This is a genomic window from Micromonospora sp. NPDC050784 (assembly GCF_044456765.1).
In the GTDB taxonomy this organism is placed as follows: Bacteria; Actinomycetota; Actinomycetes; order Mycobacteriales; family Micromonosporaceae; genus Micromonospora; species Micromonospora foliorum.
Genome location: NZ_JBITGG010000021.1, coordinates 106,366 through 126,944 on the forward strand (window position 1 = coordinate 106,366; position 20,579 = coordinate 126,944).

The 20,579-nt window shown below is 70.1% G+C and carries 19 protein-coding genes; 18 read left to right on the plus strand and 1 reads right to left on the minus strand.

Features of this window, described 5'->3' with window-relative positions; all coding sequences use genetic code 11:
* Positions 1-135 precede the first annotated feature (135 nt).
* The 10 genes from ACIBD9_RS25710 to ACIBD9_RS25755 all read left to right on the plus strand — a co-directional run bounded on the left by ACIBD9_RS25710 (position 136) and on the right by ACIBD9_RS25755 (position 8,162).
* A complete protein-coding gene (locus ACIBD9_RS25710) occupies positions 136-1,023 on the plus strand; it encodes a helix-turn-helix domain-containing protein (RefSeq protein ID WP_396721517.1) in 888 nt (295 codons plus the stop codon).
* Positions 1,016-1,219 (plus strand): DUF397 domain-containing protein, encoded by a 204-nt coding sequence (locus tag ACIBD9_RS25715; RefSeq protein WP_396721519.1) that lies wholly within the window; start codon positions 1,016-1,018, stop codon positions 1,217-1,219. The genes ACIBD9_RS25710 and ACIBD9_RS25715 overlap by 8 nt, the downstream gene beginning before the upstream one ends.
* Before the next feature lie 291 nt (positions 1,220-1,510).
* Complete coding sequence (locus ACIBD9_RS25720) at positions 1,511-2,014, plus strand: hypothetical protein (protein ID WP_396721521.1); 504 nt, start codon at positions 1,511-1,513, stop codon at positions 2,012-2,014.
* A 321-nt stretch (positions 2,015-2,335) separates the two neighbouring features.
* A complete protein-coding gene (locus ACIBD9_RS25725; RefSeq protein WP_396721522.1) occupies positions 2,336-2,767 on the plus strand; it encodes a hypothetical protein in 432 nt (143 codons plus the stop codon).
* 148 nt (positions 2,768-2,915) lie between these two features.
* On the plus strand, positions 2,916-3,227 hold the full coding sequence (locus ACIBD9_RS25730; RefSeq protein ID WP_396721524.1) for a nucleotide pyrophosphohydrolase: 312 nt from the start codon (positions 2,916-2,918) through the stop codon (positions 3,225-3,227).
* 95 nt (positions 3,228-3,322) lie between these two features.
* Positions 3,323-3,454 (plus strand): hypothetical protein, encoded by a 132-nt coding sequence (locus ACIBD9_RS25735; RefSeq protein ID WP_396721526.1) that lies wholly within the window; start codon positions 3,323-3,325, stop codon positions 3,452-3,454.
* Positions 3,455-3,691: 237 nt separating this feature from the next.
* Positions 3,692-4,168 carry a hypothetical protein gene (locus ACIBD9_RS25740; protein WP_396721528.1) on the plus strand — a complete coding sequence of 159 codons (477 nt, stop codon included), beginning with the start codon at positions 3,692-3,694 and terminating at the stop codon, positions 4,166-4,168.
* A 69-nt stretch (positions 4,169-4,237) separates the two neighbouring features.
* The gene (locus ACIBD9_RS25745; RefSeq protein ID WP_396721530.1) at positions 4,238-6,028 is read left to right on the plus strand and encodes a glycoside hydrolase family 15 protein; all 1,791 of its coding nucleotides are present in this window, start codon (positions 4,238-4,240) and stop codon (positions 6,026-6,028) included.
* 10 nt (positions 6,029-6,038) lie between these two features.
* Entirely contained in the window at positions 6,039-6,875 is an 837-nt protein-coding gene (locus ACIBD9_RS25750; protein WP_396721532.1) for an aldo/keto reductase, read from the plus strand.
* Positions 6,876-6,920: 45 nt separating this feature from the next.
* A complete protein-coding gene (locus ACIBD9_RS25755) occupies positions 6,921-8,162 on the plus strand; it encodes a hypothetical protein (RefSeq protein ID WP_396721533.1) in 1,242 nt (413 codons plus the stop codon).
* A 112-nt stretch (positions 8,163-8,274) separates the two neighbouring features.
* Here ACIBD9_RS25755 and ACIBD9_RS25760 read toward each other — a convergent pair whose 3' ends face one another.
* The gene (locus ACIBD9_RS25760) at positions 8,275-10,344 is read right to left on the minus strand and encodes a phosphocholine-specific phospholipase C (protein WP_396721535.1); all 2,070 of its coding nucleotides are present in this window, start codon (positions 10,342-10,344) and stop codon (positions 8,275-8,277) included.
* Positions 10,345-10,537: 193 nt separating this feature from the next.
* Between ACIBD9_RS25760 and ACIBD9_RS25765 the strand changes: the two genes are divergently transcribed.
* From ACIBD9_RS25765 to ACIBD9_RS25800, 8 genes are all read left to right on the plus strand, one after another.
* Positions 10,538-11,581 carry an SEC-C domain-containing protein gene (locus tag ACIBD9_RS25765; RefSeq protein ID WP_396721537.1) on the plus strand — a complete coding sequence of 348 codons (1,044 nt, stop codon included), beginning with the start codon at positions 10,538-10,540 and terminating at the stop codon, positions 11,579-11,581.
* 113 nt (positions 11,582-11,694) lie between these two features.
* Positions 11,695-12,441 carry a metallophosphoesterase gene (locus tag ACIBD9_RS25770; RefSeq protein ID WP_396721538.1) on the plus strand — a complete coding sequence of 249 codons (747 nt, stop codon included), beginning with the start codon at positions 11,695-11,697 and terminating at the stop codon, positions 12,439-12,441.
* Positions 12,442-12,443: 2 nt separating this feature from the next.
* Complete coding sequence (locus tag ACIBD9_RS25775; RefSeq protein WP_396721540.1) at positions 12,444-13,079, plus strand: LysE family translocator; 636 nt, start codon at positions 12,444-12,446, stop codon at positions 13,077-13,079.
* A gap of 93 nt (positions 13,080-13,172) precedes the next feature.
* Positions 13,173-14,339, plus strand: coding sequence for an ROK family protein (locus ACIBD9_RS25780; protein ID WP_396721541.1), 1,167 nt, complete (start codon positions 13,173-13,175; stop codon positions 14,337-14,339).
* A gap of 71 nt (positions 14,340-14,410) precedes the next feature.
* Positions 14,411-16,237 (plus strand): alpha-galactosidase D, encoded by a 1,827-nt coding sequence (locus ACIBD9_RS25785; protein WP_396721543.1) that lies wholly within the window; start codon positions 14,411-14,413, stop codon positions 16,235-16,237.
* A 78-nt stretch (positions 16,238-16,315) separates the two neighbouring features.
* Positions 16,316-18,724, plus strand: a complete 2,409-nt coding sequence (locus ACIBD9_RS25790) for a glycosyl hydrolase family 95 catalytic domain-containing protein (protein ID WP_396721545.1) — start codon at positions 16,316-16,318, stop codon at positions 18,722-18,724.
* On the plus strand, positions 18,724-19,950 hold the full coding sequence (locus tag ACIBD9_RS25795; RefSeq protein WP_396721547.1) for an SGNH/GDSL hydrolase family protein: 1,227 nt from the start codon (positions 18,724-18,726) through the stop codon (positions 19,948-19,950). Before ACIBD9_RS25790 ends, ACIBD9_RS25795 begins: the two co-directional genes overlap by 1 nt.
* Before the next feature lie 92 nt (positions 19,951-20,042).
* On the plus strand, positions 20,043-20,528 hold the full coding sequence (locus ACIBD9_RS25800; protein WP_396721549.1) for a DUF2231 domain-containing protein: 486 nt from the start codon (positions 20,043-20,045) through the stop codon (positions 20,526-20,528).
* The last annotated feature ends 51 nt before the right edge of the window (positions 20,529-20,579 follow it).

A 20,579-nucleotide genomic window follows, 5' to 3' on the forward strand; every position in this document is an offset into this window, starting at 1 on the left:
TGCGACAGTCCGCAGCGTAAACGCAACGTTCGATACCGCGATTTCCCCGTTGTGCATTGACATTCTTTGCTGAAACCCGTACCAGTTGCAGGAGCAGGTCACGCAGTGTTGCGTGTTGGAACCAGGAGTGTGCGGGTGCCCGAAGACATCGGATCGACCGTGCCGCGGCGGCAGCTCGGCCGGCTGCTGCGGCAGTTCCGCAACGAGGCCGGCGTGACGCTCGACGCCGCCGCCGAAGCCCTCGAATACAGCCGGCAGAAGATCTGGCGCCTCGAATGCGGCCAGGGCTCGGTACGGGTTCTCGACGTCAAGGCGATGTGCGAGCTGTACGGTGTGTCGCCCGAGATGACCGAGGCAATGCGCGGGCTGGCCGTGGAGACGAAGTCGAAGGGCTGGTGGCACGCGTACGGCGATGCGGTGCCGAACTGGTTCGAGCTGTACGTGGGCCTAGAGTCCGCCGCCTCCCGGCTCAGAGGCTTCGACGAAACCTTGATACCCGGCATCTTGCAGACCAAGGGCTACGCGGACGCCCTCTTTCGCCTCGGCAAGATGCTCAGCGATGAGGAACGAGAACGTGCCATTCAGGTGAGGCTTCAACGGCAGGCACTCCTCAGCCGGCGGCTCCCTCCCGCACCACGGCTGGAGTCGGTGTTGTCGGAAGCGGCACTTCGACGCACGGTCGACGGGCCGAGCGTCATGGCCGCACAACTCGACCACCTGCTCAAGCTCTCGGAGCTACCGAACGTGTCCGTTCGGGTGCTGCCGCTGGCTGCGGGGCCACAGCCCGGCGCTGTCGCCGGCACCTTCATGATCCTCGACTTCCCCGCCACCAAGGGCGGCAGAACGGCCCCTGAACCGTCCGTTGTCTACAGCGAGTCGCTGACCGGGGCCCTCTATCTCGACAAGCCCGACGAGCTGGCCGCCTACGAGCGCGTCTGGCGAGGACTGGATGCGCTGGCCCTCGGCGAGGCAGAATCGAAGGACATGATCAAGAGGATCACCGGGGAGATGCGGCATGACTGACCTGACCGGCGCCGTCTGGCGTAAGAGCACCCGCAGCGGCGACAACGGCGGCGCGTGCGTCGAGGTCGCCACGAACCTCGCCGAAGTCGTCGCCGTCCGCGACTCGAAGGATTCGACGGGACCGCTCCTCACCTTCACCGCCCGGGCATGGACCGACTTCCTCGCGACTGCCAAACGTGAGGCACGCGCCACCTGAAGTCGGCTTCGCCGATGACGTGCACGCACTACACGGCTGCCGCCTGGTGGAAGACATCCAGCGGTCGGTGCGGCGTCATCCACATCGACCGCGCGCCAATTGCGCATCCGGGAATTGCACATCGACGACTTGTATGAATCAAGCCACGCTCATTCGCGGCCGCCTATAATTGTCCGACCAACGACAGAGTTCATTCGAGCCGGATAGCTGACAGGACCGTTCTCCGACCACCGCGCTAATCTGCCTTCGGCGGTACTTCTGAAGCACGCGGCTACCCCGAAGGAGAATGTCATGTTCATCGTGGCGACGCAGGATCCACATACCCGAGGCCGATCTGCAGAGCCCGATTCGGGAGCGGCGGCGTGGGGCGCCCTCCTGCCCATCGACGCCGGCCTCACCCAGGCCGAGGCGGATCGGCAGTTGGCCACCTACCTGGCCGGGGTGCAGGCTGGCGAGCCGCTGTGCATCCGTGCGCACGGCAACGACGAGGAGATCGGCGACGCCGAAGCCGGCGCCAAAGACTGGGGCTGGACCTACAAGAAGCTGGCCAGAATGCTGGCCACCCACCTGACCGCCACCCCGAGCGTCGTCCTGATCCGGTCATGTGCCGAAGAGGTGACCAACTTCCCCACCCAGATGGCGGTCCGGCTGGAGTCCAACTGGCCGGGCGCAAATCACCTCGACGGGGTCGTCATCTACGGCTACAACACATCTGTCAAGGTCAGCACGCCCGTCCCCTCGCCACAGCAGCTGACCAAGAACGTCCAGATCCAGCCGGTCGTCGTTACGCTGTGACCAGCGGCCGCATCTAGCATTCCTTCGGTACGGTGGTTTCTTCCAGCATTCTGGGCTACCTCGCGTCGAGCTGACGCATTCGTGCGAAATTGACGCTCTACTTCGTCTAGTAGTGCGAGTGCCGATCTCGTGCGGTGTGTCAACACCGGGGGGCGTGGAGGCCCCTTGGTACCCCTTCGCCGGTGGTGCCCGCAACAACACACCGGCCCGCTGAAGGCGTTTGCTCGTGGCCACACGGACGCCGGGGGCCACACTTGCAGTCCGATGCACGGGGCCAAACGGCGGGTGACTCGCCGACTGTTCTCACGCGAGACTCGTGCAGTGACTAATCCCGACCCCTATCAACAGTGGCAACTGGCGCCGACCGAACACCTACCGGTGCCGGTTGCTCAGCAACATCCCGCTCCGATCCCGATGCAGTCGGTGTACGTCGGACCCCAGGCGGTGCTCGTACCCCAGAAGTCTGCCGGGGCTGCCGTCGCCCTTGAGCTGATCCTGGGCCTCTTCGGCATCTTTGGTGTGGGCAACCTGTATGCAGGCCGAACTGCCTACGGCGTGATTCTGATGCTGTCCTTCTGGGGGCTTTTCTGGATCAACTTCTTCCTCCTCTTCGTTTTCGTCGGCATCGTGACAATGCCCCTGACCTGGATCGCATACCTGGTCCTAGGACCCCTGCTCGCAGCCCGTGGCGTCGAACGACACAACACCAGCGTTGTCGCCGCCACCCACGCCGCAATCACACACTCGTACTGAACTCGAATGCGAATCCGCTGCCGTCGGCGTGGAAGCGTCCGGTACGCGGGTCTGCGATGCTCCTCGGCATGGACGACCTGACCGGCCGCGTACGGGCATTCGCGGAGGAACGGGACTGGCAACAGTTCCACACCCAAAAACCCCGGCCATGGCGCTCGCTGGCGAAGTCGGTGAGCTGATTGCCGAGTTCCAGTGGCTCACGCCGGAGCAGTCCGCGGCGGTGATGTCCGATCCGGACGTGGGTAGCCGGGTGAGGGCCGAGATCGGTGACGTGATGATTTATCTGACTCGGCTCGCCGACGTGCTCGGCATCGACCTGACAGCGGCGGCTCTGACGAAGCTCGAGAATGTGCCCGCCGCTACCCCGCCGAGCAGGCTCGCGGGTCGGCGGCGAAGCGGTGGCGGCAGGCAGCGCCAACATGGCGCTCAGTTGATCTCTTCGCTACCGTCCATCACGTAGAAGCGCGTCACGACGGGCTTTCGGCGGCTGTCGGACACGCCCCCTTCGCACGATCACTTCGTGCTGCCCGGGGGCAACTGTTGTCAGCATTCCGCATGTCTGTCGATGGTCCGCTGCGCCTGAGCGGCACGGATCCCGAGACGCGGGAGTACCTTGCCTCGATGGTCAAGGTGATTCGGCCGGTCGAGACGGTCTACGAGACGGCCCTCGGAGACGACCTCTCCTGACGACGGGTTTGGTTCGGCAGCACGACATGTGCGAAAGCGCTCGCCACCTGGTGCCAGTTCGTCAAGGGACATCTGGGCGAGCAGGCCAGCGCGACAGGTCCGGTGGCTTATGGTGAGAAACCGGGCGGTCCCGATGCCCGTTGGGCGGGTGTCCGGTCCGGGCCGTGGGGATTCACGCTGTTCAGCCGGAGGGTGGACCGATGATTGAGAACGCCCGCGGCGTCGACGACTGCTGAGATGGACTGGGCCGGATGGGCGTTGTTCGGGTTGGTCGCCACCGCGGCGCTCACCGCATCGATGATCACCGCTCAACTGGCCGGCCTCACTCGGCTCGACTTTGCCCTGGTGCTCGGGACCCTCGTCACCGAGGATCCCGACCGGGCGCGGATCGTCGGGTTCTTCCTCCACCTCTGCGCCGGTCAGGGGTTCGCTCTCGGTTACGCGGCCACGTTCGCGCTGTTGCACCGTGCCACCTGGTGGATCGGGGCGCTGTTCGGGATTCTGCACGTCGGGATCGCGCTGACGGTCATTCTTCCACTGCTTCCTGGCGTCCACCCGCGCATGGCCTCGCAACGGGCGGGACCGGCCAGCACGGCGGTGTTGGAGCCGCCCGGACTGTTCGCCCTCAACTACGGCATCCAGACCCCAGTGGTCACGGCTGTCGTCCACGTCATCTACGGGGCCTGTCTCGGTCTGCTCCTCCAAGCCAGGTGACCGCGCCCGCCTGTTGTCCCCGTCTGACGCACGCTGTTCGCCAGCGCGGCTCGTCAGGGAGCGATCTCCATGACTGATGGGCCACCAATCAGCGACTACGGTCTGCTGGGTGACACTCGCACCGCCGCCCTGGTCGCGAGTGACGGCGCGATGGACTGGCTCTGCGTACCACGTTTCGACGGCGATCCCCTGTTCGGCCGACTGGTCGGGGGCACGGAAGCCGGAACGTTCCGGGTCGGCCCGGCCCGGCCGGCCACGGTCGTCGAACGACGGTACCGGCGGCACACCGCCACCCTGGAGACCACCTGGTCGGTCGGCAGCGGCCGGCTCCGCCTCACGGAGGCGATGGTGGCCGAGGTCAGCGGTCGCCTGCTGCCCACGACCCTGATCGTGCGACGGCTGTCGGCCGAGCAAACAGCGGTCGACGCGGTGGTGGAGTTCGATCCCCGCCTTGGCGCACGGCACCGCCGGCCGCGAACCCACCACCGGCGCGAGGCCCTCGTGTGTGAGTGGGGGGCACTTGCGGTCGCGCTGCACAGCACACCCACGTTCAGGACCGAACCGGGTCGGCCCACCACGATCACGGTCAGGCCAGGCCGTCCGGTCACCTTCGTACTGGCCGTGGCCCACCGCGAACCGGTGATCCACGTCGAGCCGACGGCCGCCTGGGAGCTGCTCATCGAGGACGAGGCTCGATGGCGGGCCTGGACCGCGGAGATCGACGAGCGGCTGCCTTTCCGCGAACACGTCGTACGAAGCCTGCTCACCGTGCGGCTGCTGACCTACTCGCCCTCGGGGGCGCCGGTGGCCGCACCCACCACGTCACTGCCCGAGGATCCCGGTGGGAGACGAAACTGGGACTACCGCTACGTCTGGCCCCGGGACGCCAGCATCGGCGTCAGCGCCTTCCTCAGCGTCGGCAAGACCGACGAGGCCCGCGGTTTCCTCGCGTGGCTGTTGCACGCCAGCCGGTTGCAACGGCCACGTCTGCCGGCGGTGCTCACCCTTCACGGCAGGCACGTACCAGCGGAACGAGAACTATCCGGTTGGCCCGGCTACCTCGACAGCCGTCCGGTACGGGTGGGCAACAACGCCTCCGGTCAACACCAGCTCGACGGCTACGGCTGGGTGATTGACGCCGCCTGGACGTTCGCTCAGGCCGGGCACCGCCTCTACTCCGAGACGTGGCGGGCAGTGCGCGGTTTCGCCGACGTGGTCGCCGATTGTTGGCAGGAACCCGATGCCGGCATATGGGAGGTACGGGAGCCCCACCAACACGTCCATTCCAAGCTCATGGGCTGGCTCGCCCTGGACCGCGCCCTGGCCATCGCCGACACGCACCCCCTGCGGGACCGTCAACGTCGGCGCTGGCAGAAATGCCGAGATGCCATCGCCGCCGAGGTCCGGACGCGCGGCTTCGACCCGACGGCGGCCAGCTACGTCCGCAGCTACGGCTCCCAGGATCTCGACGCGGCCCTGCTCGTCCTGCCGTTGCTCGACATGGACCGGGCCGAGTCACCCCGGGTGCGGGGCACTATCGACGCCATCCGGGACAGACTGTCCGCCGGCGGTCCACTGCTCTACCGCTACCCGCCCGGACGTGACGGCCTCCCCGGCACCGAGGGCGCGTTCCTGCCGTGCTCATTCTGGCTCGTTCAGGCCCTTGCCCGCACCGGGCGTCGCCGCGAGGCCGTCGAGCTGTTCCGGGCCATGGTGGACCACGCCAGCCCACTCGGCCTCTACGCCGAAGAGTTGAACCCGGCGACGGGTGCCCACCTCGGCAACTACCCCCAGACGCTGACCCATGCCGCGCTCGTCCAAGCCGCACTCGCCATCCGAGACGCCCCCACGTGCGGGTAGGGTCCCAATCATGACGATTCCGCACCTGACGGCCGCCGACGGCACGACCCTGCCGGCGATCGGGCTCGGCACGTACCGGCTGAACGGCTCGCCGGGTGTCGACGCGATCGGTCAGGCGATCCGGGCGGGCTACCGGTTGATCGACTCGGCGGTGAACTACGAGAACGAGGGCGCGGTCGGTCGGGCCGCCCGTTCGGCCGGTGACGTGCGGGACGAGCTGGTCGTCACTTCGAAGCTGCCGGGGCGGCACCACCGCTACGACGAGGCGCTGACCACCATCGAGGAGAGTGTGTTCCGCACCGGCCTCGACCGGGTCGACCTGTACCTGATCCACTGGCCGAACCCGAAGGTCGACCTGTACGTGCAGGCGTGGCGGGCGCTGATCGAGGCGCGTGAGCGCGGGCTCGTTCGGCACATCGGGCTCTCCAACTTCCTGCCCGAGCACATCGAGCGGCTGGTGGCGGAGACCGGGGTCGCCCCGGTGGTCAACCAGATCGAGGTGCACCCGTACTTTCCGCAGCAGGAGGCGATCGACTACCACCGGGAGCACGGCATCCTGGTGCAGGGGTGGAGCCCGCTCGGTCGTGGCAACGACCTGCAGGAGCACCCCGTCGTCGGGGAGATCGCGACCGCGCACGGCGTCAGCCCGGCCCAGACGATCCTCGCCTGGCACGTGGCCCGTCAGGTGATTCCGCTGCCCAAGGCCGCCTCCCCGCAGCGGCAGGCCGAGAACCTGGACGTCTTCGGCATCAAGCTCACCGACGCGCAGGTCGAGGCCATCACCGCGCTGGGCCGCCCGGACGGGCGGCTCGCGGACCAGGACCCGGCGGTGTACGAGGAGTTCTGACGACCACCACCCGCTGACTGTCGGTGGGGTGGGAGAGCATGGGGCGTGCTCGACGGACTTGACGACATCGACTGGGCGCGGCTGGGCCACGCCTACGGGGCGGCCGACGACGTGCCCGACCAGCTGCGGGCCCTGCTCTCCCCCGACCCGGCCATTCGGGACGAAGCCCTGGGCGACCTCTACACCAACGTCTTTCACCAGGGCAGCCGGTTCGAGGCGAGCGCGTACGCGGTGCCGTTCCTGCTGGAACTGCTCGCCGATCCGGCCACCCCGGATCCGGCGGCGATGCTCGCGCTGCTGAGCGCCCTGGCCGTCGGGTACGACGAGGGTTTCCTGCCGGAGGGTTTTCCGGTGGCCGAGTACCGCCGGGCCGCCGAGGGTGGGCGTGAGCTGCTGGCCGCGAAGCCGCCACCGTGGACCGGCACGGACGAGTCGAAGAAGGAGTACGTCGAGTACACGTACGTCGAGTCGCTGTCCGCTGCGGAACAGGGTCGGCTGTGGGCGTACGTCGAGTTGGCTACCTACGACGCGGTGCGCGCCGGGGTTCCGGTGTTTCGCACCCTGCTGACGCACGCCGATCCGGGTGTGCGGACGGTCGCGGCGTACGCCCTCGCCTGGTTTCCGGAGGAGGCCGACGGCAGTGTCTCCGCACTGGCCGGCGCGATCGACGCCGCTCAGGAGCCGGGCGTCGAGTCGACCCCCGGCGAGCTGGCCACCATGTTGGTGGCCTCGGGGCTGCTGGGTGCCGCGCCGGACGTTCGGTGGTTGGCCGACCCGCGCCCGGTGCTCCGCTGGGCCGCCGCGATCGGTCGGGTCCGGGTCCTCGGCGCGGCGGTCAACCCGGCGACCGTCGAGGAGCTGTTGAGCTGGGCGTCGGCGCCGCCCGACGACGCCAGCACCGGGCCGGCCGAGGGCGAGTGGGTGCCGTTCCTCGACGGTGACCGCGGCGGCTACGCGGGCCTGGCTCTGCGGCAGCTCGGCCCGCAGCACGAGGACCGCGCCTTCGACGCGCTGCTCGACCGGCTGCCCACGGTCAGCGGCGAGCGGTCGTTGACGGTGCTGGGGGTGGCGCTGCGCCTCGCGTTCCCGGACGGTCCGGCAGCGGCCGGGACGCCGGCCGCAGTGTTGCGGCCCCGGCAGCGACGGCTCGCCGAGGTGCTGGGCCGGTCGACCGAGCCGTGGCTGATTGACGGGCAGGAGTTCGGCAACGTGGCCATGCTCGTCGGTGAGTACGGCCTGCCGAGAAGCCGCGAGGCGATGCTGGCGTACCTCGGACGCCTTCCGTAGCCCGCAGATCTCGCGCTGCCGGAGGTCGGGCTGCGCAGCGTGGCGACGGGCCGACAGCGGGGCGAAGGTGCGTCACCCGGGCCGGCAGCGGCCCGGGTGACGCGACACCGCTTTAGACCAGGCCGCCGAGGGCCGGGTCGCTGATGCTGTCCTTGCCGTTCTCGACATGACCCGCGCAGCGGTACGCGAAGTCGGCGTCACCGGCGACGGAAACTGTCAGGTCGTACCAGCCGTGGGTGCGGGCGAGCACCCACGTGGCGCGCTCGGTCTCGCCGGGGCGCAGCGACAGCGTGACCGGACGGGCGTTGTACCCGTCCCGGACGATCACCTCGACCCGCTTCGACCCGCGGTTCTTGAGGGTGAGGGCGAGCTTGTAGTCGCGCTCGTCGTACGAGGGGGTGACGTCGAGGTGGGACCGGCCGTCGGTGAACCGGCGGAAGAACCCGTTCGGTCCGTGCACCGACAGGTCGTACCCGGAGGTGACCGGCCAGGTGTCGGTCAGCTGCTTGCCCGGCTCGACGGTGTAGCTGCGCGGGGCGTCCGCGCTGCCCGCCTGGCGGACCTGGAAGACCGCGGCGACCCCGCCGGAGTTGCGGAAGTCGATCCGGAACGAGTCGTCGCCGAGGCGCCCGTCGGCGTGCAGGGTGTACGGGATGGGCCGCGCCGGGCGTACCCCGTGCTCCTGCTTCGGCAGCCGCTGGTCCGCCGGCGGGACCGGCACCTCGTCGGGGTGCCGGACCAGCTCCTCGGGCTTGAAGTCGTCGGTGTCGGGCAACCTGACTTCACGCGAGCGGTTCGGGTGCCGGAAGTCGAACGCCGTTGTCAGGTCGCCGACGACGGCCCGCCGCCACGGGGTGATGTTCTGCTCGATCAGGTCCGGCCGGCCGTCCCCGAAGCGCGCCTCCAGGAACTTGATCAGTGAGGTGTGGTCGAAGACCTGCGAGTTCACGTAGCCGCCGCGCGTCCACGGCGAGACGATGACCATCGGCACCCGGATGCCCAGGCCGTACGGCCCGGCCGGGTGGTCGGCGTCGCCGGGGAAGATCTCGTTGGTGGTCGGCACTGTCGACTGCCCGTGCTCGCGGGTCTGCGGGGGCGTCGGCGGGACCACGTGGTCGAAGAAGCCGCCCTCCTCGTCGTAGGTGATGAAGAGCGCCATCTTGCTCCACACCTCGGGGTTCGAGGCGAGGATGTCGATGACCTGGGAGATGTACCAGGAGCCGTATGCCGGCTCCCAGTTCGGGTGCTCGCTGTACGCCTCGGGCGCGGTGATCCAGGAGACCTCCGGCAGGCGTCCCGCCTCGACGTCGGCGCGGAAGTCGGCCAGCAGCGCCTCCGGGTCGCGGCCCTGGGTCCGGACCTCGGTGCCGGTCTTGGCCCTGTCGGCTAGTGGCGTTCCGGGCTGCGCGTTCTGGTACTGGTGGAAGTAGAGCAGCGAGTTGTCGCCGTAGTTGCCGATGTACGGGTCGTTCGTCCAGCCCCAGGACCCGGCGGCGTTGAGGCCGGTACCGACGTCCTGGTAGATCTTCCAGGAGATGCCGTTGCGCTCCAGCCGCTCCGGGTACGTGGACCAGTCGTAGCCGGCCTCCGCGTTGGTGATGACCGGGCCGCCGCCCTTGCCGTCGTTGCCGACCCAGCCGCTCCACATGTGGTAGCGGTTCGGGTCGGTCGGCCCCATGAGCGAGCAGTGGTAGCTGTCGCAGACGGTGAAGGCATCGGCGAGCGCGTAGTGGTACGGCAGGTCCTGGCGGGTGTGGTAAGTCATCGCCGTGACGCCCTTGTTCGGCACCCACTTGTCGAACCGGCCGTCGTTCCAGGCGGCGTGCCCGTCGTTCCAGCCGTGCGGCGGGTCCGGCAGGAAGGTCTGGCCGAGATCCTTCACCTCGGGGCGGAAGGGCAGCAGCTCGTCGGCCCCGTTGGGCTGGTGCCACACGTCCTTGCCGGACGGCAGTGTCGCCGGATGGGGGTCACCGAAGCCGCGTACACCGCGCATGGTGCCGAAGTAGTGGTCGAAGGAGCGGTTCTCCTGCATCAGGATGATGACGTGCTCGACGTCCTTGATCGAGCCGGTCCGATTGTTCGCCGGGATGGCGAGCGCCTTGCTGAGGTCCAACGGGAGCGCCGCGCCGATCGCGGGAACTCCCATCGCCTTGAGGAACGTACGGCGATCCACCGTGCCCATTACTCCCCCATCGTGTGCTCTGTTCGGGAATCTGGCGACCGGACGCTACCGACGGCGGGTTGACACCAGATGGCCGTAGTTGGAGGGTTTTGCAACCTCTCAACGACTGGCGGTGAGCCCGCGAGACTGCTCGCGCCGACGCAGCAGGGTGATCTGCCCGCATACCGCGAGCACCCCGACGTACCGTGAGATCGTGCCGACGAGAGAGAAACTCACCAAGGCTGACCTCGCTGAACTTCGCCGCTCGGCGCTCGGGACGGCCGATCCGCTCGGTGTCGCCGCCGACCTCGCGGAGGCCGCCGAGCAGGGGCGGCTGGAAGATCCGGACGACGCCGGGGACGCGTTCACGCTGGCCGCCGAGATCGCGGAGATCCGGGCCAGGCCCGCGGCCGCGCTGCGGTACGCGGAGCGGGCCCTGGCGGCGTACCCGTCCGGAGACGACCCTCGGGCCGGGTTCGCCCGCGCGTTGCGGGCCCGCGCCCTGTTCCGGGCCGGCGGGCGCGACGACGAGGCGATGGCGGAGTTGACCGCGTTGCGCCCGTTGCTGCTCGTGCAGCCCGACGCCCCCGCCTACGTCAGTGCCGCGCTGGACGCCGGTGGGCGTTCGACGACTGCCGAGACGTGGCTGAGCGAGGCGGTCGACACCCTGCTCAACGAACGGGCGACCGCCGCGTCCGGCCCGGCCAGCACCACGATCGACCCGGTGGTCGATCTCGGTCCGCCGGACGCGCCGGGTGTGACCTTCTTCCTGTTGCAACAGCGGCATCGGGTACGCCGGAATCTGAACCTGCCGCACGACCGGCAGGACGACCTGGCGGACCGGCTGGAGACCCAGCTCGTGCGTCGGGCCGGGGAGCGTCGGAACGCCGAGTCGGACCTGCTCTTCTGGCCGCGGGCCGAGTTCGATCGCCTGCTCGCCGAGCATCCCGCCCTCACCGAGGTGTACGGGCCGGACTGGGACGCGCACCGGGGCCGGTTGGAGACGGAGCTGGTTCGGTTGCGGGGTGCCGGTCAGGCGGGGTTGGGTGTGTTCGGCGCGACAGTGGCCGGGTTGACCGCGTTCGCCGGTCGACGTGGCGGTGATCCGGCCGACCCGGCGGTCCGGGCCGGCTACGCGGCCGAGGTGTCGGCGCGGCCCAGCGCACGGATCGTTTGGCCACCGGAGCGCAACGACGCCTGCTGGTGCGGCTCGGGCCTGAAGTACAAGAAGGATTGCCTGCCGCGCTCCCGGAGCTGACCGCGGCGGCTGGCGCGCTGCGGTCGGCCTCGGCCCGCCGCGGCGCGCGGCCGACCTGGCCGGGAGTAGCGTCCCTGACGGCTTTGACGTTGATAGCCGTTAGGAGACACTTCGTGCTGGTCATCGCGCACCTCAGTGACACCCACCTCGACAGCCATCCCCGGTCGGCCGAGCGGACCGCCCGGGTCATGGACTACCTGCACGGTTTGCCACGACCTGTCGACGCGATCCTGATCACCGGGGACGTCGCCGACCACGGCGAGGTGGCCGAGTACGAGACCGCCGCGAAGCTCTTCGACTCGCCGCTGCCGGTCATGGTCTGTCCCGGCAACCACGATGTGCGCGACGCGTACCGCAAGGGTCTGCTCGGTGACGACCGCGGCGGCACCGGCCCGATCAACGCCCGCCATGACGTGGCCGGAGCGGTCTTCCTCCTCGCCGACTCCTCCGTGCCCGGCGCCGACGACGGTCACCTGGACGAGGAGACGATGGCCTGGCTCGCCGACGAGCTGGGTTCGGTGCCGGCCGGGACGCCGGCGTTCATCGCCCTGCACCACCCGCCGGTGGTGCTGCACCACCCGGTCATCGACCCGATGCGGCTCCTGCCGGCCGATCCCCTGGCCGAGCTGGTCACCGCCCACCCACAGGTCGTCGCCCTGCTGACCGGGCATTTCCACACCGCCGCCGCGAGCACCTTCGCGGGCCGTCCGCTGCGGATCGCGCCGGGTGTGGTCTCCACCCTGCGGATGCCCTGGGAGGGGGAGGGGCCGTTGGCCACCCAGACCCAACCGCCCGGCGTCGCGTTCCACGTGTACGACGACGCCGGACTGTTCACCACCCACTACCGGGTGGTGGTCTGAGCATGCACGGGGTCGCGGTGCTCGGTTTCCTGGTCGCCGTCGCGCCGATCACCGCCACGCCGGGCGCGAGCCTGACCCTGGTCGTCTCGCGGGTCGCCACCGGCGGGCGGCGGCAGGGCTGGTGGGTGATCCTGGGTACGGTGACCGGGCTCTACGTGCACGCCACCCTGGCCGCTGTCGGGCTGGCCGCGCTGGTGCTCCGCTCGTCGCAGGCGTTCTGGGTGGTCAAGCTGGTCGGCGCCGGTTATCTGGTCGGGCTCGGGCTCTGGATGCTCTGGTCCGCGTCGCGCCGTCGCACAGAGGGGGGACGGCGACCGAAGGTTTCCGCGCGAAGGCTGCCCTGGCGCGTGGACCACCCGTACCTGCAGGGGTTGCTCGGCAACGTGCTGAACCCCAAGGCCGCTGCCATCTACCTCACCCTGGCACCGCAGTTCCTGGAACCGGGCCGACCGGTGCTGGTGCCGATGGTGCTGCTCGCGACGGCGCACGCCGCGCTGCACACCTGCTGGCTCGCCGGCTGGACCGTGGTCTCCGGTGCCGCCGCCCGCCTGCTCCGGACCGCATCGGTGCGACGAGTGCTCGATCGGCTGACCGGCGTGCTCCTGGTCGGCCTCGGTGTCCGTGCGGCGGCGACCTGAGCCTGACGTGGTCGGCGCGCCGCCGACTCTAGAACGGTGTGCTGAGGCAAATCAATACTTGAAGAAGTTAAATATTCGCCTTAGATTTCGTCCATGTTTCCTGGGATCGACCCCGGTACGTTCGCCGGGCCACCGGCGGCGACGGCGGTCTTCACGACGGTGCTGACCGAGGGTCCGGTGAGTCGGGTCGCGCTCGCCCGCCGGCTCGGGCTCTCCTCCGCCGCCGTCACCAAGGCCGCCCGGCCGCTCATCGACCTGGGTTACCTGCACGAACTGGCCGCCACCGAGCGCTCCGGGCCGGGCGCCGGACGCCCCGCCAGCCCTCTCGCGGTACGCGCCGAGCGCGAGTTCTTCCTCGGCGTGAAGATCACCGCCGACGAGGTGATCGGCGTGGTCTGCGACCTGCGCGCGCAGGTCCATGCCAGCGCCCGCCGGCCGTTACACGACCCCGAGGTCGACGCGGTCCTCACCGAGGTCGGCCGGCTCGCCGACGACCTCTTCGGCGCGTTCCCCGGTGACCGCACCCGGGTCCGCCGGCTCGGGCTGGCCCTCTCCGGTGACATCGACCGCGGTATCGGCCTGGTGCGCTACTCGCCGTTCCTGCACTGGCGGGACGTGCCGCTGGGCCGACTCGCCGCCCAGCGCACCGGTCTCACCGTCACCGTGGAGAACGACGTCAAGGCGCTCACCGCCGCCGAGCACTGGTTCGGCGAGGGGGTGGGTGCCGAGTCGTTCGCCCTGGTCACCGTGGGCACCGGCATCGGCTGTGGCCTCGTCGTCAACGGCCGCCTGGTCTCCGGGTCGTACGGCGTGGCCGGCGAGATCGGCCACCTCACCGTCGACGCCACCGGCCCGGACTGCCACTGCGGTGGTCGCGGCTGCGTCGAGTCGATCGCCGGCACCGACGCCATCGTGGCCCAGGCCCGGGACCGCACCGGCCGCCCCGACCTCACCATCGACGACGCGGTGGCCCTGGCCCGCGCCGGTCACGAGCAGGTGCGGGCCGTCTTCGCTCGGGCCGGCGGCGCGATCGGTTGCGGCATCGCGGCCGTCGCGAACCTGGTCGGTCCCACCCGCATCGTCGTCTCCGGTGAGGGGCTGGCCGCGTACGACCTGTTCGACAGCCACATCCGGGCCAGCTTCGAACGGCAGGCCTTCGGCGCCGCCGCGCGGTGCCCTCTCTCCATCCGCCCGTTGCCCTTCGAGGAGTGGGCCCGCGCGGCGGCGGCCGTGAGCATCCAGTCGCTCGTCGTCCCCTGACCCGGCGTCATCCCGGCCACCGGCCGTCCATAGCCCTCGACTCGACCCACCGTGCCACCAGGAGGTTGACCATGCCGTCACCGACAATCCCGCGTAGACAGCACCGCACCCGGGTGCCGCTCGTCGCGGCGGCGCTGGGCGTGCTCCTCGCCGCGGGCGCCGCCCCGGCCCAGGCCGCCCCGACGACGGCCGCACCCCAGGCCGCCCCCGCGCCGGCCGCGGCGGACGTCGCGCAGCGCCCCTTCATGGGGTGGACAAGTTGGACCATGCAGTCCTCGAAGTACCCGGGCCTGAACCCCGACGGCGACTACAGCTACCTCACCGAGGCCAACGTCCTGAAGCAGGCGGACGCCCTCGCCACCAAGCTGAAGCCGTACGGCTACGAGTACGTCAACATCGACGCCGGCTGGTGGCGCGACAACGACTGGGTACCGCGCTTCGACCAGTACGCCCGGCAGACCCCCGACCCGGTGCGGTTCCCGCGCGGTATGCAGGCCGTCGCCGAGCACATCCACGGCAAGGGGCTGAAGGCCGGCATCTACCTACCCGTCGGGCTGGAAAAGGAGGCGTACGCCAACGGCGCCGCGCCGATCTGGAACGCCCCCGGCTGCACCACCGCGAACATCGTCTACCCGGACCTGCGCACCACCAACGGCTGGGACAGCGCGTACAAGCTGAACTTCGACAACCCGTGCGCGCAGAGGTACATCGACTCGCAGGCGCAACTCTTCGCCGACTGGGGCTACGACTTCCTGAAGCTCGACGGGGTCGGCCCGGGCTCGTTCAAGTCCGGTGACAACTACGACAACGTGGCCGACGTGGCCGCCTGGCAGCGGGCCATCGCCACCGCCGGCCGCCCGATCCACCTCGAACTGTCCTGGTCGCTCGACATCAACCACGCCGCGGACTGGAAGCGGTACTCCAACGGGTGGCGCATCGACACGGACGTCGAGTGCTACTGCAACACCCTGGTCAGCTGGGAGAACTCGGTCGACGACCGGTTCGACGACGCGCCGGCCTGGAGCCGCAAGGCCGGCCCCGGCGGGTGGAACGACCTCGACTCGCTCAACGTGGGCAACGGCGAGATGGACGGCCTCACCCGGGCCGAGCGCCAGTCGTACGCGACGCTGTGGGCGATCTCGAAGTCGCCGCTGTACACCGGGGACGACATCACCCGCCTCGACGACTACGGGTTGTCGTTGCTGACCAACCGCGAGGTCATCGCCATCGACCAGAACGGGGGCGCGCCCGCCCGGCCGGTCACCCCCGCCGGCGACCAGCAGGTCTGGGGTGCGAAGAACCCGGACGGCAGCTACACCGTGGCGCTGTTCAACCTCGGCGACGCGCCCGCGTCGGTCACCGCGCACTGGGCGTCGTTCGGGTTCACCGGCAACGCCTCGGTCCGGGACTTGTGGAACCGCCGCGACCTCGGGACGCAGAAGAACGCCGTCACCGCGGCGCTGCCCGCGCACGGCTCGCGGTTGTTCACCGTACGGCCGGGCACCGCGCTCGCCTCGACCAGCTACGAGGCCGAGGCTCCGGTCAACACCCTTACCGGCAACGCCTCCGTCGGCGGCTGTGACGCCTGCTCCGGCGGTCAGAAGGTCGGCAACCTCTACGTCGGCGGCACGGTCCAATTCAACGACGTCACCGTACGCAAGGACGGCATCTACACCGTCGCCGTCTCCTACGTCAGCGGTGACGCGCGGTCGGTGCACGTCTCCTCCAACAGCGGCAACGGCAGCTACCTGAAGTTCCCCTCCACGGGTGACTGGGGCACCGTCGAGACGGTCTCCGTCCAGCTGGCGCTGAAGGCCGGCGTCAACACCATCACCTTCGACAGCGGCACCTGGTACTCCCCCGACATCGACCGGATCGCCGTACCCCAGACCCTCTGACGTGCCGGCGCGGCCCGGCGCGACAGCCGGGCCGCGCCGCGCGCGCATCCCCCGAACGCCCAGGTTGGAGAACCCGACATGGAGATCCGCAGCACGCGCGACAACCACCCGAGCCGTCGCGGCTTCCTCGCGTTGGCCGCCACCGCCGGCGCGGCCACCGCACTCGGCGGCCTACCCGCCTTCGCCGCGACGCCCGCACCCCGGCGTCCCACCGCGTCGCCGATGCTCGCCCCGAGCGTCGCCGCGAAAAACCAGCTCTGGTGGCGGGCACCCGGCTCCGCCACCTCGATGATCGAGCAGGGCCTACCGGTGGGGAACGGCCGACTCGGGGCGCTCGCGAGCAACGACCCGTCCCGGGAGTTCCTGACGATCACCGACGCGACGCTCTGGACCGGTGGCCGTAACGACACGCTCGACAGCGACGGCCAGTTCCCCTACGGGCGCGAGGACTTCGGCTCGCTCACCATGCTGGCCACGCTCACCGTCGACATCCCCGGGCACGACCTCGGCGCGGTCGACGCCTACCGCCGCACCCTCGACCTGGCGCAGGGGCTGGTCAGCGCCGCGTACGACATCGGTGGGGTCGGCTACCGACGGGAGGTCTTCGCCAGCCGCCCGGACGACGTCATCGTCCTGCACTTCACCTCCGAGGGCGGCGGCACGTACACCGGCACCGTCGCCCTGGCCGGCACCCACGGCGAGTCCACCACCCTCGACCCCACCGGCCGGTACGCGTCGTTCGGCGCCTCCTTCGCCAACGGGCTGCGCTACGGTGCCGCCGTCACCGCGTACAGCGGCACCGGGACGGTGGCGGTGACCGGGACGTCGATCTCCTTCACCGACTGCCGGGACCTCACCGTCATCGTCAGCGGCGGCACCTCCTACGCGCCGACCGCCGCCACCGGGTTCCGCGACGAATCGGCGCAACCGGAACGGCTGGCCCGGGACAAGGTCCTGGCCGCAGCGCGTGCCTCGGTCCGCGAACTACTGCACACCCACGTCGCCGACGTCCGACCGGCGTTCGAACGGTTCGCCATCGACCTCGGCACGTCGTCCGCCGGCCAACGCGCGCTGGACACCTGGGAGCGGGTGCAGGCGCGCTGGCGGGACAACGTCCCCGACCCGGAGTTGGAGGCCGCGTACCTCCAGTTCGGCCGGTACCTGCTGATCTCCGGGTCGCGGGGCAGCCTGCCGATCGGTTTGCAGGGCCCGTGGCTGGACGGCAACGACCCGGACTGGATGGGCGACTACCACAGCGACGTCAACATCCAGATGACCTACTGGCCGGCCGACCGGGCCGGCCTCACCGACACCTTCGACGCGTACGCGGACTACTGCGTGGCGCAGTTGCCGGTCTGGACCGAGGTAACCCAGCGGCTCTTCAACACCTCGACCAACCGGTTCCGCAACACCAGCGGCAAGGTCGCCGGGTGGGCCGTCGCCTTCTCCACCAACCCGTACGGCGGCAGCGGGTGGTGGTGGCACCCGAGTGGTAACGCGTGGCTCTGCCAGAACCTGTTCGAGCACTACGAGTACACCCAGGACCGCGCCTACCTGGCGAAGATCTACCCGGTCGTCAAGGGTGCCGTGGAGTTCTGGGAGACCCGACTCGTCACCGCGACCGTCACCGACGCGTCCGGCGCCGCGCGCGAGGTGCTGGTCGCCGACCGGGACTGGTCGGCCGAGCACGGGCCGCAGGACACCCGGGGCAACACCTACTCCCAGGAACTGGTGTGGAACCTCTTCGAGAACTACCACACCGCCGCCCGGGTGCTCGGCCGCGACAGCGACCACGCCCGGAGCATCGACGCGCTCCGCAAGCGCCTCTACCTGCCCGAGGTCAGCCCCACCTCGGGCTGGTTGCAGGAGTGGATGTCACCGGACAACCTCGGTGAGACCACGCACCGGCACCTCTCCCCGCTGATCGGGCTCTTCCCCGGCGACCGGATCCGCCCGGACGGCTCCACCCCCGCCGCGATCGTCGCCGGCGCGACCGCCCTGCTCACCGCGCGCGGCATGAACAGCTTCGGCTGGGCCAACGCGTGGCGCAGCCTGTGCTGGGCCCGGCTGAAGAACGCGGAGAAGGCGTACCAACTCGTCGTCAACAACCTGCGGCCGTCGACGAACGGCAGCAACGGCAGCGCCATGAACCTCTTCGACATCTACGAGACGAACCCCGGCCGAGGCATCTTCCAGATCGACGCGAACCTCGGCACCCCCGCCGCGATCGTCGAGATGCTGCTCTACTCCCGGCCCGGTCACGTCGAGTTGCTGCCGGCGCTGCCCGCCGCCTGGGCTTCCGCCGGTTCGGTGACCGGTGTCGGCGTACGCGGTGGTTTCACCGCCGACTTCAGCTGGCGCGACGGGCGGGTCACCCAGGCGCGGTTGACCAGCGTCGGTGGCCGCAGCACGACCGTGCTTGCCAACGGTCGGTCCCGCCAGGTCACCCTGCGCCCCGGTGAGTCGGTCACCCTGAGGAACCTCTGATGCGGGCCGGCTTCGCCCGGCGCGCGGCGGCCGCCGCCGTCGCCGCGCTGCTCTGCGTACCCCTGGTCGGGTCGGCGGCGCAGGCGCGGACGCCGCACGACCCGGCGGCCGGTGCCGGCCGGCACTTCGCGGTCACCTGGGCCGCCAGTGCCGACCGCCAGGGCGCCGGGCCCGCCGAGCGCAGTTACCGGCTGGTGGTGCGCACCAGCGTCGGCGGGGACGCCCTGCGGATCCGCCTCACCAACGCCTTCGGCGAGCACCCGGTGACCTTCACCAGCGCGTACGCCGGCCTGCAGCGGCAGGGTGCCGAGCTGGTCGGGGGCAGCAACCGGCGGCTGACGTTCGGCGGACAGCCGTCGGTCACCGTCGCGGCCGGCGAGACGATCCTCAGCGACCCGCTGCCGGGCCGGCTGGCCGCCCAGAGCAACCTCGTGGTGAGCCTCTACGTCACCGGCGCGCAGGGCCCGACCAGCGGGCACGGCATGGCCCTGCAGACGTCGTACGCGACCGCCGGTGATCACGCCGCCGAGGAGGCGGCGACCAACTGGACCGACTCGATGACCTCCTGGTACTGGTTGGACGCGGTAAGCGTGCGGACGTCCACCGCGACCGGCTCGGTGGTGGCCCTCGGCGACTCCATCACCGACGGGTGGGCCTCCAGCACGGACGCGAACCGGCGCTGGCCCGACTACCTCTCCCGACGCCTCCAGGCCGCGACGGACAGCCCGGTCAAGGGCGTGGCCAACGCCGGCATCTCCGGCAACAAGGTGCTCGCCGACGGCGCCGGGGAGGCCGCGCTGCGCCGGTTCGACCGTGACGTGCTCTCCCAGCCCGGGGTCGACACGGTCTTCGTGTACGAGGGCATCAACGACATCAAGGCGCACACCGGCGTGACCGTGGACGACCTGACCATGGGCTACCGGCAGCTGGCCGACCGGGCACACGCGGCCGGCAGGTGCGTCGTCGGCGCCACGGTCATGGCGTACAAGGGCTGGCCGGAGTACGACGCCGCCGGGGAGGCCGTGCGCCAGGGCGTCAACGACTGGATCCGGCACAGTGGGGTGTTCGACGCCGTGGTCGACTTCGACCGGATCACCCGCAGCCCGTACGACCCGCAGGCGCTGCTGCCGTTCCTCGACAGCGGAGACCACATCCACCCGAACGACAAGGGCATGCAGGCGATCGCGGACGCCGTCGACCTGGCCGCGCTGCGCTGCGACAGGTGAGCGATCGACGGGGATGACACGCCCGCGTGGTACCGATAGCGTCCCGGTGTGGACGATCAACGTCCAGGCCGATGTCACCGGAGGAGACGCCGATGTTCGAGGAGTTCATGGGCATCCCGGCCCACCCTCTGCTGCTGCACGCCGCGGTGGCGTTCGTGCCGCTGCTGGCCCTGCTGACGGTCGGTTACGCGTTCGTTCCGCCGATCCGGCCGCACACCCGGTGGGTGCTGGGGCTACTCGCCGTGGGTGCGCCGGTCGCCGCCCTGCTGACGAAGCTCTCCGGCGACGCGTTCCTCGAGCGGATGCGCGCCGCCAACCGGGTCACCCCCGAGTTCCTCCCGAAGCTGCAGGCGCACCAGGAGTTCGGTGACAACACGCTCTACGCCAGCATCGGGTTGGGGGTCGTGGCGTTGGCACTGGTCTGGTTCGTGCCGCCGCGAACCGCCGAGGGTGTACGCCCCGCTCGGCCGCTGACCCTGGCGTTGCAGGTGTTGTCGGTGGTGGCCGCCGCCGTCACCGTCTACTACGTGGTCCGCACCGGCGACTCCGGGGCGAAGGCGGTGTGGGAGGGCCAGTGACGGTCGGCGACACAGAGCGGTGGTGCGACCCGACCGGAGCCGGGCCGCACC

Bases quoted from the DNA above. Each gene is read 5' to 3' on its own strand.
- ACIBD9_RS25715 (WP_396721519.1), top strand. From the start codon at position 1,016: ATGACTGACCTGACCGGCGCCGTCTGGCGTAAGAGCACCCGCAGCGGC.
- ACIBD9_RS25720 (WP_396721521.1), top strand. From the start codon at position 1,511: ATGTTCATCGTGGCGACGCAGGATCCACATACCCGAGGCCGATCTGCA.
- ACIBD9_RS25730 (WP_396721524.1), top strand. From the start codon at position 2,916: ATGGCGCTCGCTGGCGAAGTCGGTGAGCTGATTGCCGAGTTCCAGTGG.
- ACIBD9_RS25735 (WP_396721526.1), top strand. From the start codon at position 3,323: ATGTCTGTCGATGGTCCGCTGCGCCTGAGCGGCACGGATCCCGAGACG.
- ACIBD9_RS25740 (WP_396721528.1), top strand. From the start codon at position 3,692: ATGGACTGGGCCGGATGGGCGTTGTTCGGGTTGGTCGCCACCGCGGCG.
- ACIBD9_RS25745 (WP_396721530.1), top strand. From the start codon at position 4,238: ATGACTGATGGGCCACCAATCAGCGACTACGGTCTGCTGGGTGACACT.
- ACIBD9_RS25750 (WP_396721532.1), top strand. From the start codon at position 6,039: ATGACGATTCCGCACCTGACGGCCGCCGACGGCACGACCCTGCCGGCG.
- ACIBD9_RS25760 (WP_396721535.1), bottom strand. From the start codon at position 10,344: ATGGGCACGGTGGATCGCCGTACGTTCCTCAAGGCGATGGGAGTTCCC.
- ACIBD9_RS25775 (WP_396721540.1), top strand. From the start codon at position 12,444: ATGCACGGGGTCGCGGTGCTCGGTTTCCTGGTCGCCGTCGCGCCGATC.
- ACIBD9_RS25780 (WP_396721541.1), top strand. From the start codon at position 13,173: ATGTTTCCTGGGATCGACCCCGGTACGTTCGCCGGGCCACCGGCGGCG.
- ACIBD9_RS25785 (WP_396721543.1), top strand. From the start codon at position 14,411: ATGCCGTCACCGACAATCCCGCGTAGACAGCACCGCACCCGGGTGCCG.
- ACIBD9_RS25790 (WP_396721545.1), top strand. From the start codon at position 16,316: ATGGAGATCCGCAGCACGCGCGACAACCACCCGAGCCGTCGCGGCTTC.
- ACIBD9_RS25795 (WP_396721547.1), top strand. From the start codon at position 18,724: ATGCGGGCCGGCTTCGCCCGGCGCGCGGCGGCCGCCGCCGTCGCCGCG.
- ACIBD9_RS25800 (WP_396721549.1), top strand. From the start codon at position 20,043: ATGTTCGAGGAGTTCATGGGCATCCCGGCCCACCCTCTGCTGCTGCAC.